Source organism: Paraburkholderia sp. MM5477-R1, from assembly GCF_050436385.1.
Classification (GTDB): Bacteria; Pseudomonadota; Gammaproteobacteria; order Burkholderiales; family Burkholderiaceae; genus Paraburkholderia; species Paraburkholderia tuberum.
Window position 1 is genome coordinate 1276656 of sequence record NZ_JBNDMC010000007.1, and the last position, 12842, is coordinate 1289497.

Below are 12842 nucleotides of genomic sequence, written 5' to 3' on the forward strand. Positions count from 1 at the left end.
AGGCGCTCGAGCCCGCATCATCAACACCATCAAATCTCTTCGTAAAGCGGCAGCGTCAGAAAATCGGTGAACTGCTCCGCGGTCGACATCTGCTCGAAGATCTGCGCGGCACGCTCATACGGCTTCGTATCTCCGCCCACCGTCTGTTTGACCTTGTCGAGCTCCTGCGCCGCGAGCTCGCGCACCAGTTCGACCGTCACCTTGCGACCGTCGTCGAGTTTGCCCTTCGGCGAGCGGATCCACTGCCAGACCTGCGAGCGCGAAATCTCGGCGGTGGCCGCATCTTCCATCAGGTTGTGAATCGGCACACAGCCATTGCCCGCGAGCCACGAACCGAGGTAGTGAATGCCGACGTTGATGTTGTTGCGCAAGCCCGCTTCGGTGATCGGCGCTTCCGGGCGGAAGTCGAGCAGGTCGGTCGCGCTCACGAGCACGTCGACGCGCTGCTTGCCGATCTGGTTCGGCCGATCGCCGAGCACCTTGACGAACTCTTCCATCGCGACCGGCACGAGGCCCGGGTGCGCGACCCAGCCGCCGTCGTAGCCGTCGCCCGCGTCGCGCGCCTTGTCTGAACGCACGCCGGCCATCGCCTTGTCGTTCGCGGCCGCATCGTTCCTGATCGGAATCAGCGCGCTCATGCCGCCGATCGCCGGCGCGTTGCGGCGATGGCAGGTCTTCAGCAGCAGCAACGCGTACGCGCGCATGAACGGCGAGGTCATCGTGATCTGCGAGCGATCGGCGAGGCAGAAGTCGCGGTCGCTCTTGAACTTCTTGATCGCCGAGAAGATGTAGTCCCAGCGGCCCGCGTTCAGGCCCGAGCTATGTTCACGCAGCTCGTACAGGATCTCGTCCATTTCGAACGCGGCGACGATCGTCTCGATCAGCACCGTCGCGCGAATCGTGCCGCGCGGCACGCCGACCGCTTCCTGCGCGGCGACGAAGAGGTCGTTCCACAGCCGCGCTTCGAGGTGGCTCTCCATCTTCGGCAGATAGAAGTACGGACCCGAGCCGCGCGCGATCAACTCCTTCGCGTTGTGCACCATGTACAGCGCGAAATCGAAGATGCCACCCGACACGCGCTGGCCGTCGACCTTCACGTGCTTCTCGTCGAGATGCCAGCCGCGCGGACGTACGATCAGCGTCGCGGTCCTGTCGTTGAGCCGGTACGACTTGCCGTTCTGTTCGAGCGAGATCGTACGGCGCACCGCGTCCTTCAGATTGATATGACCGGTGATCTGATTGTCCCAGCTCGGCGCGTTCGAATCCTCGAAGTCGGTCATGTAGGAGTCGGCGCCCGAATTGAGCGCGTTGATGATCATCTTGCGCTCGACGGGGCCGGTGATCTCGACGCGCCGGCACTGCAGATCCTGCGGCAGCGGCGCGATCTTCCAGTCGCCTTCGCGCACGCTCTTCGTGGCGGCGAGGAAGTCGGGCCGCTCGCCCGCGTCGAGCCGCTTCGCGCGCTCGACGCGCGCCTGCAGCAACTGCTGACGGCGCGGCTCGAAGGTACGGTGCAAGGCCGCGACGAGTTCCAGCGCTTCGCGGGTGAGGATCGCTTCAAAGCCGGGCTTGATGTCGCCGGTGATTTCCATGCCTTGCGGCAACGACAGCGGATTAGCCATGTTTTTTCCTTGGTCGGTCAGATTGCAAAAATGCGAAGGTTGAAAAGGGGGAAGTGGATTGCCGAATGCGAGGGGCGCCGTCATACGCGCGGGCCGGCGCGCTTGCGACTGCCACTGCCAGGAACTTTCGTTCGACGGCCGCCGCTCGAACGTGACGACGTCGCGAGTGTGCGCAGAAAGTCCAGCAGATCGTTCATGCCGCTACCGGTGCCATGCGGCGTCACGCCGAGCTCTTCGACGGGCAGGTTCTGCCGGTTCAGCCAGAACGTCGTGAAGCCGAACCATGTCGCGCCCGCGACGTCCCAGCCGTTCGACGACACGAACACGATCTCGCGCGCGGCCACGCCGAACGCGTCGGGGCCGAGCGCATACGCGGCAGGCGAGGGTTTGTACGCGCGCACGGCGTCGACCGACAGCACGTGATCGAAGAGGGTGTTCATGCCGGCGCTCTTGACCGCGATATCGAGCATTTGCGGATTGCCGTTTGACAGAATCGCGAGCCCCACGCGTGGCGCGGCGGCGGCCTCGCGCAACGCACGCAGCACGGGCACCGCGTCGGGAAATGCGGACAGGCACGCGTATTCGTCCATCAGCCGCTTTTCGGCCGCGCGGCCGAGCGTGAGCTGCAGTCTTTTCGCGGCGAAGCGCAGTGCGTCGAGCGTGATGTCCCAGAACGGGCGGTAGTGTTCGCCGGGGGCGTCGCTGCGCGCGGCGAGCGTGCGCAATTGCGTGTATTCGATCTGCTTCTGGCGCCACAGCTGCGACAGCGCGTCGCCGTGGCCGGGGAACAGTTGCTCCGCGGCGGCGATCACCGAATGCACGTCGAACAACGTGCCGTAGGCGTCGAAAATCACTGCTCGCGGGGAAGGTGTCGTTGTGGCCGACATTGCCATGCACTCCTGTCAGAGGTCGGGATCGATTGTATTGCTGACCTTGGGTGCTAAAAAATAGGCTAACAATCACTTGATCTTTTACTTTTACGTACCTAATCTGACGCGCACTGCTCACTTTTCCGCCTCGCCGCGGCGCGTATCGTTCATGGACCGTTTCAAGCAGATCGAGACCTTCGCCACTGTCGCGGCCAAAGGGAGCCTGTCCGCGGCGGCGCTCGCCGAGGGCGTCGCGCCCGCGATCATCGGCCGGCGCATCGACGCACTGGAGGAGCGCCTCGGCGTCAAGCTGCTCGTGCGCACGACGCGCAAGATCACGCTGACCTTCGAAGGCTCGGCCTTTCTCGAAGATTGCCAGCGCATTCTTCACGACATGCAGAACGCCGAGGCGAGCGTGTCGGCGGGCGGCGTGAAGGCGAGCGGCCATCTCCGGCTGTCGGCGCCGGCCGGCTTCGGGCGCCGGCACGTGGCGCCACTGGTGCCCGCGTTCACGGTCGCGCATCCGGACGTGTCGATCACGCTCGATCTGTCCGACCGCCTCGTCGACCTCGTCAACGAAGGCTTCGATTGCGCGGTGCGGCTCGGCGAGTTGCCCGATTCGTCGCTGGTGTCGCTGAAGCTCGCGGAGAACCGGCGCGTATGCGTCGCGTCGCCCGCGTATCTGAGCCGGCGCGGCGCGCCGCACAGCCTGGCCGATCTCGCGCGCCACAACTGCCTCGCGCTCGGCGCCAGCGCGAACCAGCAGCGCGGCTGGATGTTTCAGCACGACGGCAAGGTCGCGTCGATCAAGGTGTCCGGCACGATGGAGTGCTCGGACGGCGCGGTGCTGCACGAATGGTGTCTCGCCGGACACGGGCTCGCGTGGCGCTCGTGGTGGGAGGTCGGCGCGGAGATCGCGGCGGGCCGCCTCGTCAGCGTGCTCGACGAATTCGCCGCGCCGCCGATCGGCATCCACGCGGTGTTCCCGCAGCGCCGTCATCTGCCGCTGAGGGTGCGGCTGTTTCTGGACTTTCTCAAGCATACGTACGGCGAACGCGGTTACTGGGACTGATGCGCCAATCTCCAGACAGACGCGAATACCCGCATTCATACGCATTACAATCGTTTCGAGCAGCCTGCACCCTGGGCTGTGTTGAACGCTGACGCCGTGCTGCGGGCAGCCGGCGACGGAGGGGATCATGTTCAGGCACATCCTGGTTCCGACCGATGGTTCAGATCTGTCACGCAAGGCGATAGCGGGCGCGATCGACCTCGCGCAGGCCGTGGGCGCCCGCGTTACCGCATACGCCTGTCTGCCGCAATATCCGTACTCGCCGTTCTCCGATGTCGTGGTCGAACCGCCCGGCGAGTTCCTGCAACGCAGCGAGCGCGAGGCGCGCGTGCATCCGCGCGAAGTCGAGCATGCGGCGCGCCGCGTCGGCGTCAGTGTCGAGAGCCGCACGAGCGTGCATCCGGCGCCGTATCTCGGCATCATCGAAGCGGCCGAGCAGGGGCGCTGCGACGTGATCTTCATGGCATCGCATGGGCGGCGCGGGCTCGGCAGCCTGCTGATCGGCAGTGAAACGCAGCGCGTGCTCACGCATACGAAAATTCCTGTGATCGTCTATCGCTGAATCGCTTGGCACTGCCGGCAGCGTGCCGGCAGGCACCGCCTTCGAAAAAAAGCGCGCCGGCGGCGCTGCCGGCGCGTTCAGGTTCGCCGCACGCTTGCCGCGCGCTGGCTCTTTGAGACTCTCCGGCCGTCGGCGTTCGCGCTGACGCTCCTGCCAATCCAGCACGGCACGGCCCTCCCTGCGTCGGCGGCACTCTGGTGGTGCCGCTCGACGTTTGCCGATCGTTCCTGCGCTCAGGCCACGGGACTGCATAACCCGACTGGCTGATCTCAGGCGACCTTCTTGTCGAAGAACTGCTCGTTTTCCGTCGAACCGTGCAGCGCGGTCGTCGATGCTTCGCGCTCGACCGTCTGCGTGACCGCGTCGAAGTAGCCGGTACCGACTTCGCGCTGATGCTTGACCGCGGTGAAGCCCTTTTCGGCCGCCGCGAACTCCGCCTGCTGCATTTCGACGAACGCGGTCATCTGGTTGCGCGCATAGCCGTACGCGAGGTTGAACATCGAGTAGTTCAGCGCGTGGAAGCCGGCCAGCGTGATGAACTGGAACTTGTAGCCCATCGCGCCGAGTTCGCGCTGGAACTTCGCGATCGTCGCGTCGTCGAGGTTCTTCTTCCAGTTGAACGACGGCGAGCAGTTGTACGACAGCAGTTGGTCCGGGTACTCCTTGTGGATCGCGTCGGCGAATTTCTTGGCGAACTCGAGGTCCGGCTTGCCGGTTTCGCACCAGATCATGTCTGCGTACGGCGCATAGGCGAGGCCGCGCGAGATTGCCTGCTCGAGACCGGGCTTCGTGCGGTAGAAGCCTTCGACGGTACGCTCGCCGGTCAGGAACGGGCGGTCGTTGTCGTCGATGTCCGAGGTCACGAGGTCGGCGGCTTCCGCGTCGGTGCGGGCGAGCAGCACGGTCGGCACGCCCGACACATCGGCGGCCAGACGCGCGGCTGTCAGCTTCGCGACGGCTTCGCGGGTCGGCACGAGCACCTTGCCACCCATGTGACCGCACTTCTTGACCGATGCGAGCTGGTCTTCGAAGTGCACGCCGGACGCGCCCGCTTCGATCATCGCCTTCATCAGTTCGAATGCGTTCAGCACGCCGCCGAAACCGGCTTCCGCGTCGGCCACGATCGGCGCGAAGTAATCGACGTAGCCTTCATCGCCCGGGTTCTTGCCTTCCGACCACTGGATCTGGTCGGCGCGCGTCAGCGTGTTGTTGATGCGCTTGACAACGAGGGGCACCGAGTTGGCCGGATACAGCGACTGGTCCGGGTACATTTCACCGGCGACGTTGGCATCGCCCGCGACCTGCCAGCCCGACAGATAGATTGCCTTCAGACCAGCCTTCACCTGCTGCATCGCCTGGTTGCCGGTCAGCGCGCCGAGCGAGTTGACGAACGGCTCGTTGTTGACGGCGGCCCACAGCTTTTCCGCGCCGCGCTTCGCGAGCGTGTGCTCAGGTTGCACCGAGCCGCGCAGACGCACCACGTCTTCGGCCGAGTAGGTGCGCTTGACACCTTTCCAACGCGGGTCCGATTCCCATTGCTGCTTGAGTTGCTGCACTTGCTGTTCGCGGGTCATGGTCATGATGTGCTCCTTCGATGCCAGTTATGGAGGATGGGTGACTCTGTCTTCTCGAAGCGTCGGGCCCGGAGAGGCGTTCTGTTTCGTGAAGTCTTATATAAGAGTCTAGGCAAATCGAAGGACGCACAATAGACGCCGCAAAGCGTTTTTCCAATATTTATTTTTATATAAAATCAATGACTTGATGCCTGCTTTTCGCGATAAGAAACGATATTTTCCCTGTTGCAATAGTCCTTCTTGTGCTTTGCAGCATGATTTTTTACGACGCAAAAAAATTTTTTACATCGTGAAATTTGGGGCGGCCAGTCGATAGACGAAAAAAAACCGGCGCCCGAGCGCCGGTTTTCTTCTGTGTCACGGACGGCGCGAAGCCATCCGGTCGGTCAGGTGGGTCGCTATTAGCTGCCGCGACGTGCCGAACGGGGACCGTCGTTGCGGCGCGCGCCGTAGCCGTCACGCGAGCCACCGCCGAAGCCTTCGCGCGAACCGCCGTGGCTTTCGCGCGAGCCGAAGCCTTCGCGCGAACCGCCGGCCGACTTGTTGCCCCAGCCGCCGCCGTTGCTGTTGCCAGTGCCGTTACCGTTGCGCGAGCCGCCGTAGCCGCCCGGCTTGCCCGAGCCGCTGCCGAAGCGACGGCCATTACCACCGCCAGGACGGCCGCGGCCGCCGAAGCCAGGACGGCCGTTGCCCGAGGGCGCCGCCTTGCGCGGCTCGAAGCCTTCGACGACGTTGACCGGAAGCGGCGTGCGCACGAAGCGCTCGATGCGCTTCAACGCGCCCTGTTCGGCGTGATGCACGAGGCTCACGGCGATACCGGAGCGGCCCGCACGGCCGGTACGGCCGATACGGTGCACGTAGTCTTCGGCGAACTTCGGCAGGTCGTAGTTGAACACGTGCGTGATGCCCGGGATGTCGATACCGCGAGCGGCGACGTCGGTCGCAACCAGCACGCGCACGCGGCGCTCGCGCAGTGCGCGGATCGTGCGGTTACGCGCGCCTTGCGGCAGGTCGCCGTGCAGCGCGGCCGATTCGAAGCCGGCGTCGGCCAGACGGCCCGCCAACTGGTCGGCGTCCATCTTGGTGGCCGTGAAGACGATGGCCTGGTCGAGGCCGTCGTCACGCAGCAGATGGTCGAGCAGACGGTCCTTGTGATCGCGGTCGTCGACGTAGTGGACGGTTTGCGCGATGTTGGTGCGCTGTTCCAAGCGCTGGACGATCTCGATCCGCTCCGGGTCCTTCAACAGACGGCCGGTCAGCGAGCCGATTTTGCCGTCGAGCGTGGCGGAGAACAGCATGGTCTGACGCGTAGCCGGCGTTTGGGCGACGATCGTGTCGATGTCGTCGATGAAGCCCATGTCGAGCATGCGGTCGGCTTCGTCGAGCACGAGGATCTGCAGTTGCGACAGATCGATGCGGCCGCGCTCGAGGTGGTCGATCAGACGGCCCGGCGTCGCGACGAGGATTTCAGGATTCTTCGCGAGCAGCATCAGCTGCTGGCCATAAGCGACGCCGCCGAGAATGCTGACGGTGCGCAGGCGCTTCAGGTGCTTGCCGTACGTCGCGGCGGCGGTCGTGACCTGCATCGCCAGTTCGCGGGTCGGGGTCAGCACCAGCATGGTAGGACGCGCGACCGGCTGCGGACGACGGCCGCGGCCACCGTCGGCCGGGCGCGGCTCGCGCGGCTGGCTCGCCTGCGTCTTTTGCAGCTGCGAGAAACGCTCGATGGCGGGCAGCATGAACGCGGCGGTCTTGCCCGAGCCGGTCGGGCTCGAAACCAGCAGATCGCGGCCGGCGATCGCTGCCGGCACCGCGCGTTGCTGCACCGGCGTCGGGTGCTCGTAGCCGGCGGCGGTCAGCGCGGAGACGACGTCCGCGGACAGGCCGAGCGACGCGAAGGTCGGCTTGGCGTCAGCCTGCGCGACGGCTTCGGGAGCGGCGGGCGTAAGACCGAGTGCTTCGTCGGCGACGGCGTTCAACGGGCTGCTGGGGGTGTTGCTCAAAGTCATGTGAATCCTTGAAAACGATCCTGGGTGGTTCATCGGATGAAAACGTCAACGCCAATCGGCATACCCAAGTCGTCGGATTCAGCGAGCAAAACAGCAGCGAGCAAATCGAAAAACGGGGGCAACTCGCGACAATGAAGGCGAGTTTTTCGTTAGAAGCTGTATCGGATGCGACGTGCCAACATGGCGAGTCGCCAGCCTGGGACTTGAGCCCGGAGTGGGCTAGGCAGAAGGGGACAGGTTCTAAACTGGATTGGAGCAAACGCTATGGACGCTGCGCCGCGAGGACCGCTGGAAAAAACGGGCAAAGCAGTGAAGCGCAGGCGGCATTGTAGCGACATTTGCTGCACTGCGCCACCATTCAGGCAATTCCGACAGAAGAAAGTGTCGGAATGAAGTAGGCGAGTGAGGGCGGCGGCCCGGAGCTTCGTGTCCGAAACCGCCGCGAGGCGGTCGCAGCATTGCCAGACGGCCATTTCGGCAGATGATTGGCGCGCCGGAAACTCAGGCCGCGGTGCCGCTCTTCAGCGATTCGACGAGTTCGACGTATTGCTGCTTCGCGGCGTCCTGCGCGGTGCCCTTGAGCGCCGCCCACGCATCGTACTTGTATTTGCCGACGATGTCGGTGAAGCCCGGCTTGTCGCCGTGCACGTCGCCTTCGCTCGCCTGCTTGAAGAGCGCATAGAGACGCAGCAGCGTCAGGTTGCCCGGACGCTCGGGCAGTTGCTTGACGTCTTGCTGGGCTTGCTCGAACTGGGAATTAATGTCGTTCATGGTCGTTTGGCCCGCGTGGCGGGATAGATGAGATCGGCCGAAAATCATAGCAATTGCCCGCCGCCCCGGGACCGAGGGCTTATTCCAAACGATGACGGCCGCGAAGCCGGGCAGCGCGGCCGCGCAAACCACCATTCACGCGCACCGCGCCGATTACAATACGGTCCATGACTCAAACAGTGCTTCTTGCCCTCGATACATCGACCGAGTTCTGCTCGGCGGCGCTCGTCTCCGCGTCCGTCGATGCCGCCGGTCAGCCCAGCGCCGAACCGCGCGTCTGGGTTCGTCACGAACAAACCGGCGCGGTGTCCAGTACCCGCCTGCTGCCGGCGATCCGCGAACTGTTCGACGAAGCCGGCCTCACGCTGGCGGATTGCGACGCGATCGCGTTCGGCTCGGGTCCGGGTTCGTTCACCGGACTGCGTACGGCGACCGGCGTCGCCCAAGGCCTCGCGTTCGGCCTGAACCTGCCGGTCGTACCGATCGGCACGCTGCTCGCGTGCGCGGAGAGCGCCCGCCTGCGCGATCCGTCGACGATGCGCGTGCTCGCCGCGCTCGACGCGCGCATGGACGAAATCTACTGGGCCGACTACGCGTGGGACGACACGCAACACGAATGGCGCACCGTGCAGGCGGCGACGCTCGATGCACCCGAGCGGCTCGTGCTGCCCGACGTGCCATTCACACTCGCCGGCAACGCGGCCGCCGCGTTCGGCGAGCGCTTGCCGGCGGTCGCGGCCGCGCGGAGCGTCGATGGCCAAGCGTTGCCGCATGCGTTGCCGCTCGCGTACGCGGCGCTGCGCGCGTTTCATGCGGGCCGCACGGTGCGCGCCGATCAGGCCGCACCCGAGTACGTGCGCGACAAGGTCGCGCGGACGACCGCAGAGCGCATGGCCGACAAAGCGGCGAAATCAGCCAAAGCGGCTCATAGCGCCGAGCAGTCCGCGCAGCACGCGCCCGATGGCGGCTCCGGCCAACCGTCCCACGACGAGGCGCGCCCATGAGCGGCGTGCTGCTCACGGACCGCTACATGTCGCCGATGACCGAAAGCGACCTGGACGAAGTCGCCGCGATCGAGAAACTCGCGTATGAGTTTCCGTGGAGCCGCGGCAACTTCGGCGACTCGCTGCGCAATGGCTATTTCGGCGTCTGTCTACGTCACGTGACGGGGACGTTGATCGGCTACTGCGTGCTGATGCCAGTCGTCGATGAAATGCATCTGCTGAATCTGTGCGTCACGCCGCAAGCACAAGGCGCCGGCGCAGGCCTCGCGCTGCTGCGCGAGGCGGTGCGCATCACGCACGCGGAGAGGCTCGAGGGGCTGCTGCTCGAAGTGCGGCCGTCGAATCGTCGGGCGATCCGGTTGTACGAGCGCTTCGGCTTCGCGTCGATCGGCCGGCGCAAAAATTATTATCCGGCGCGGCATCGCGGCCGGGAGGACGCGATCGTGATGCGTCTGTCGTTAGCCACGGAGGGCGCAGATGGCGCTGCATGAATCGGTGCTCGAAGAATTCGGACTCGCGCCGTTGTGGGTGCGTCGCGGACTCGCGGCGCGAGAGGAGGCCGGGCAGAGCGATGCGCTGCAGTCGCCGCGGGAACACGCGGAAGACTTGCGTCGCGCGGAGCCTGCGACGCAGACCTCGCGCGAACCGCTGCGCGCGTCCGCCGAGGTGCAGCCGCCGCAAGTGCAGCGCGAATCCACGCCGCGCTTCGACGAAACTGCAGCGCGGCGCGAAACATCAGAACCGCAAACTGACTTTTCAGCCCCGCCGACTTTCGACGCCCCTTCCGAGGACGACTTCGCGTGGTTCGACGATCCGACCGCATCGGCCGCCGCGCCCGCCGAAGCGCGCCGCGACGCGCCCGCGCTGCCGTCTATCCACACACTCGACTGGGACGCGCTCGCCGAGCGCGTCGCCGGATGCGAGGCGTGCCGGCTGTGCGAGAAGCGCGCGAACACGGTGTTCGGCGTCGGCGATCGCGAGGCCGACTGGATGCTGATCGGCGAAGCGCCCGGCGAGAACGAGGACCGACAAGGCGAACCGTTCGTTGGCCAGGCCGGCAAGCTGCTCGACAACATGCTGCACTCGCTCGCGCTCGCGCGCGGCACCAACGTGTATATCGCGAACGTGATCAAGTGCCGGCCGCCTGGCAATCGCAATCCGCAGCCGGACGAAGTCGCGCGTTGTGAACCTTATCTACAGCGTCAGGTGTCGCTCGTGAAGCCGAAGCTGATCGTCGCGCTCGGCCGTTTCGCCGCGCAAAGTCTGCTCAAGACCGACGCGAGCATTTCGTCGTTGCGCGGCCGCGTCCACACGTACGAGGGCGTGCCGGTGATCGTCACCTATCACCCGGCCTATCTGCTGCGTAGCCTGCCCGACAAGGCCAAGGCCTGGGCGGATCTGTGCCTCGCGCGTGCCACGTGGCTCGCGAACGGCGGCGTGCCGTCGAACCAATCAAAGTGACGATGCCCGAGGGACCGGCGGCGCGCATGCCCGCCGCGTCTGTCAGCCGCGCGGCGCTTCTCGATACCTTGCTGGGTTTGCGTGGCGATGCTTCAGTCGATGCGTTGCGCGATCCCGCTGTCCGCGATCTCGCGTGGCTGCTGCTCAGTCCCGATCTGTTGCGCCCTCAGCTTCCCACAGGCGCGCTCGCCGATCCTTTCGGCACACCGCAGGAATTGCAGGCCACGCTCGACTGGCTGCGCGCGCTCGACGCCGCGCCGGCACTTCTGCGTCAGGATCTCGCGGCCACGCGTATCACGCGCCTTGGCCGCTACGCCGAACGCCTGCTGGGCTTTTTCCTTCGTCATGGACCGGCGACGCAACTGATCGCAGCGGGTGTGCCGCTACGACATGCGGGCCTCACGCTCGGTGAATGCGATTTCCTCGTGCGCACGCGCCAGGGCGCGCGACTGCATTGGGAACTCGCGGTGAAGTGCTATCTGCATGCGGGCGATGCGAATGGGGCAGAGGCGGCGCGTCTCGCCGATTACGTCGGCCCCAATCTGAAAGACCGCCTCGATCTGAAGCTCGCGCATTTGCTCGATCATCAGTTGCCGCTCAGCGCACGCGAGGAATTTGCCTCGACGGGCTATGCGGGCGCGTGGACGCCGCAGATGTTCGTCAAAGGCTGGCTGTTTTACCGGCATGGCGAGATGCCCACCGATCCTGCCGAACTCGATCCCGCGCACGGTCGCGGCTGGTGGGTCACGCATCGCGACTGGCCGGCTTTCGCGTGCGCGCATGCGCACAGGTGGCGGGTGTTGGCGCGGCTCGAATGGCTCGCGCCGCAATATCGAACGCAAGCCGGTGCGGACGACACGTGCTACGTCGACGCAAACACGCTCGCCGCGCGGATCTCACCGCAACACGGCCCGACGATGGTCGCCGGATTCATCGAAGACAACACGGGGCGTGTACTTGAACGCTCGCGCGGTTTTATCGTGCCCGACGACTGGCCCGAGCACGCGCGGCGTTACGCGAAGCAATGACGTCGCTCACCACCACCGATGAAAGTGATGCACCGGCCCCACGCCGTGGCCGACGTCGAGCCGCTCGCTCGCCTGCAACGCACCCGTCAGATAAACCTTCGCATCGGCGACGGCGCTAGCGAGATCGTCGCGCTGCGCAATCAAGGCCGCGATCGCCGACGACAACGTGCAGCCCGTTCCGTGCGTGTTCTTCACCGGCACGCGCGGACCGCCGAGACGCAGCGTGCCGCTTTCCTGCACGAGCCAGTCGGGGCTATCGGTCGCGCTCAGATGGCCGCCCTTCATCAGCACCGCGCGCGCGCCGAGCGCGCGCAACGCTTCGCCTTGCTCGACCATGCCGGCTTCGTCGGCGGCGGGTTGCATGCCCAGCAATGCGGCCGCTTCCGGCAGATTCGGCGTCAGCAGATCGGCGAGCGGCAGCAGTTCGTCGCGTACCACCGCGACCGCATCGGGTAGTAATAGCGCGTGATTGCTCTTCGAGATCATCACCGTGTCGAGCACGATGTGTTTGGGCTGATGACGGCGCAGCGCGTCGGCGACCGCACGCGCGATCGGCGCATTCGCGAGCATGCCGATCTTCACCGCGTCGATGCGGATGTCGTCGAACACCGCGTCGAGCTGCGCGGTGACGAAGCCCGGGTCCGGCGCGTGAATCGCGGTCACGCCGCGCGTGTTCTGCGCGGTCAGCGCGGTGATCACGCTCGCGCCATAGGCGCCGAGCGCGGAGAAGGTCTTCAGATCGGCCTGGATGCCGGCGCCGCCGCCGGAGTCGGAACCGGCGATCGTCAGCACATTGGGAATCGATTGAGTCATGGTCGAGCGAGGAAGAAGGGGGGGCGCGCTCGTGTGTGCCGCGGCCGGCCCGGCGCA

13 protein-coding genes are annotated in these 12842 nt (G+C 65.6%); 7 read left to right on the forward strand and 6 right to left on the reverse strand.

Translation table 11 applies throughout. From position 1 onward, the window contains the following. Window positions 1-29: 29 nt before the first annotated feature. Together aceB and OKW35_RS34805 are read right to left on the reverse strand one after the other, a co-directional pair. On the reverse strand, window positions 30-1622 hold the full coding sequence (gene aceB / locus OKW35_RS34800) for a malate synthase A (RefSeq protein ID WP_429554438.1): 1593 nt from the start codon (window positions 1620-1622) through the stop codon (window positions 30-32). Between the two features lie 80 nt (window positions 1623-1702). Beyond that, on the reverse strand, window positions 1703-2509 hold the full coding sequence (locus OKW35_RS34805) for a haloacid dehalogenase type II (RefSeq protein WP_184056955.1): 807 nt from the start codon (window positions 2507-2509) through the stop codon (window positions 1703-1705). Window positions 2510-2660: 151 nt separating this feature from the next. Here OKW35_RS34805 and OKW35_RS34810 point away from each other — a divergent pair, with 151 nt between their 5' ends. Both OKW35_RS34810 and OKW35_RS34815 read left to right on the forward strand, forming a co-directional pair. Continuing rightward, window positions 2661-3563, forward strand: a complete 903-nt coding sequence (locus OKW35_RS34810) for a LysR family transcriptional regulator (RefSeq protein ID WP_429554439.1) — start codon at window positions 2661-2663, stop codon at window positions 3561-3563. A 127-nt stretch (window positions 3564-3690) separates the two neighbouring features. Then, entirely contained in the window at window positions 3691-4125 is a 435-nt protein-coding gene (locus OKW35_RS34815) for a universal stress protein (RefSeq protein WP_429554440.1), read from the forward strand. A 269-nt stretch (window positions 4126-4394) separates the two neighbouring features. On the opposite strand, the gene aceA is transcribed toward OKW35_RS34815, so the two are convergent. Together aceA and OKW35_RS34825 are read right to left on the reverse strand one after the other, a co-directional pair. After that, a complete protein-coding gene (gene aceA / locus OKW35_RS34820) occupies window positions 4395-5699 on the reverse strand; it encodes an isocitrate lyase (protein ID WP_184057372.1) in 1305 nt (434 codons plus the stop codon). Between the two features lie 401 nt (window positions 5700-6100). Then, window positions 6101-7708 carry a DEAD/DEAH box helicase gene (locus tag OKW35_RS34825; RefSeq protein WP_429405542.1) on the reverse strand — a complete coding sequence of 536 codons (1608 nt, stop codon included), beginning with the start codon at window positions 7706-7708 and terminating at the stop codon, window positions 6101-6103. An 8-nt stretch (window positions 7709-7716) separates the two neighbouring features. On the opposite strand from OKW35_RS34825, the gene OKW35_RS34830 reads away from it, so the two are divergent. Continuing rightward, window positions 7717-8040: a hypothetical protein gene (locus OKW35_RS34830; protein WP_184056947.1), complete on the forward strand. Its 324-nt coding sequence runs from the start codon at window positions 7717-7719 to the stop codon at window positions 8038-8040. Between the two features lie 169 nt (window positions 8041-8209). Here the strand turns inward: OKW35_RS34830 and OKW35_RS34835 are convergent, their stop codons facing one another. Then, complete coding sequence (locus OKW35_RS34835) at window positions 8210-8479, reverse strand: acyl-CoA-binding protein (protein WP_429554441.1); 270 nt, start codon at window positions 8477-8479, stop codon at window positions 8210-8212. A gap of 167 nt (window positions 8480-8646) precedes the next feature. Between OKW35_RS34835 and tsaB the strand changes: the two genes are divergently transcribed. From tsaB to OKW35_RS34855, 4 genes are read left to right on the forward strand one after another with little or no spacing between them, the layout of a single operon-like run. Further along, entirely contained in the window at window positions 8647-9483 is an 837-nt protein-coding gene (gene tsaB / locus OKW35_RS34840; RefSeq protein WP_429554442.1) for a tRNA (adenosine(37)-N6)-threonylcarbamoyltransferase complex dimerization subunit type 1 TsaB, read from the forward strand. After that, window positions 9480-9974 carry a ribosomal protein S18-alanine N-acetyltransferase gene (gene rimI / locus OKW35_RS34845; RefSeq protein ID WP_184049061.1) on the forward strand — a complete coding sequence of 165 codons (495 nt, stop codon included), beginning with the start codon at window positions 9480-9482 and terminating at the stop codon, window positions 9972-9974. The genes tsaB and rimI overlap by 4 nt, the downstream gene beginning before the upstream one ends. Further along, complete coding sequence (locus tag OKW35_RS34850) at window positions 9961-10944, forward strand: uracil-DNA glycosylase (RefSeq protein ID WP_429554443.1); 984 nt, start codon at window positions 9961-9963, stop codon at window positions 10942-10944. Before rimI ends, OKW35_RS34850 begins: the two co-directional genes overlap by 14 nt. A 26-nt stretch (window positions 10945-10970) precedes the next feature. After that, a complete protein-coding gene (locus OKW35_RS34855; RefSeq protein WP_429554444.1) occupies window positions 10971-11972 on the forward strand; it encodes a DUF1853 family protein in 1002 nt (333 codons plus the stop codon). A gap of 6 nt (window positions 11973-11978) precedes the next feature. Here OKW35_RS34855 and thiD read toward each other — a convergent pair whose 3' ends face one another. Continuing rightward, window positions 11979-12785 (reverse strand): bifunctional hydroxymethylpyrimidine kinase/phosphomethylpyrimidine kinase, encoded by an 807-nt coding sequence (thiD, locus tag OKW35_RS34860; protein ID WP_187610460.1) that lies wholly within the window; start codon window positions 12783-12785, stop codon window positions 11979-11981. Window positions 12786-12842: the final 57 nt, after the last annotated feature.

Coding starts and splice junctions, on each gene's coding strand:
- OKW35_RS34825 (WP_429405542.1), bottom strand. CDS start 7,708: ATGACTTTGAGCAACACCCCCAGCAGCCCGTTGAACGCCGTCGCCGAC.
- tsaB (WP_429554442.1), top strand. CDS start 8,647: ATGACTCAAACAGTGCTTCTTGCCCTCGATACATCGACCGAGTTCTGC.
- aceB (WP_429554438.1), bottom strand. CDS start 1,622: ATGGCTAATCCGCTGTCGTTGCCGCAAGGCATGGAAATCACCGGCGAC.
- thiD (WP_187610460.1), bottom strand. CDS start 12,785: ATGACTCAATCGATTCCCAATGTGCTGACGATCGCCGGTTCCGACTCC.
- OKW35_RS34810 (WP_429554439.1), top strand. CDS start 2,661: ATGGACCGTTTCAAGCAGATCGAGACCTTCGCCACTGTCGCGGCCAAA.
- OKW35_RS34850 (WP_429554443.1), top strand. CDS start 9,961: ATGGCGCTGCATGAATCGGTGCTCGAAGAATTCGGACTCGCGCCGTTG.
- OKW35_RS34855 (WP_429554444.1), top strand. CDS start 10,971: ATGCCCGCCGCGTCTGTCAGCCGCGCGGCGCTTCTCGATACCTTGCTG.
- OKW35_RS34835 (WP_429554441.1), bottom strand. CDS start 8,479: ATGAACGACATTAATTCCCAGTTCGAGCAAGCCCAGCAAGACGTCAAG.
- OKW35_RS34815 (WP_429554440.1), top strand. CDS start 3,691: ATGTTCAGGCACATCCTGGTTCCGACCGATGGTTCAGATCTGTCACGC.
- aceA (WP_184057372.1), bottom strand. CDS start 5,699: ATGACCCGCGAACAGCAAGTGCAGCAACTCAAGCAGCAATGGGAATCG.
- OKW35_RS34805 (WP_184056955.1), bottom strand. CDS start 2,509: ATGTCGGCCACAACGACACCTTCCCCGCGAGCAGTGATTTTCGACGCC.
- rimI (WP_184049061.1), top strand. CDS start 9,480: ATGAGCGGCGTGCTGCTCACGGACCGCTACATGTCGCCGATGACCGAA.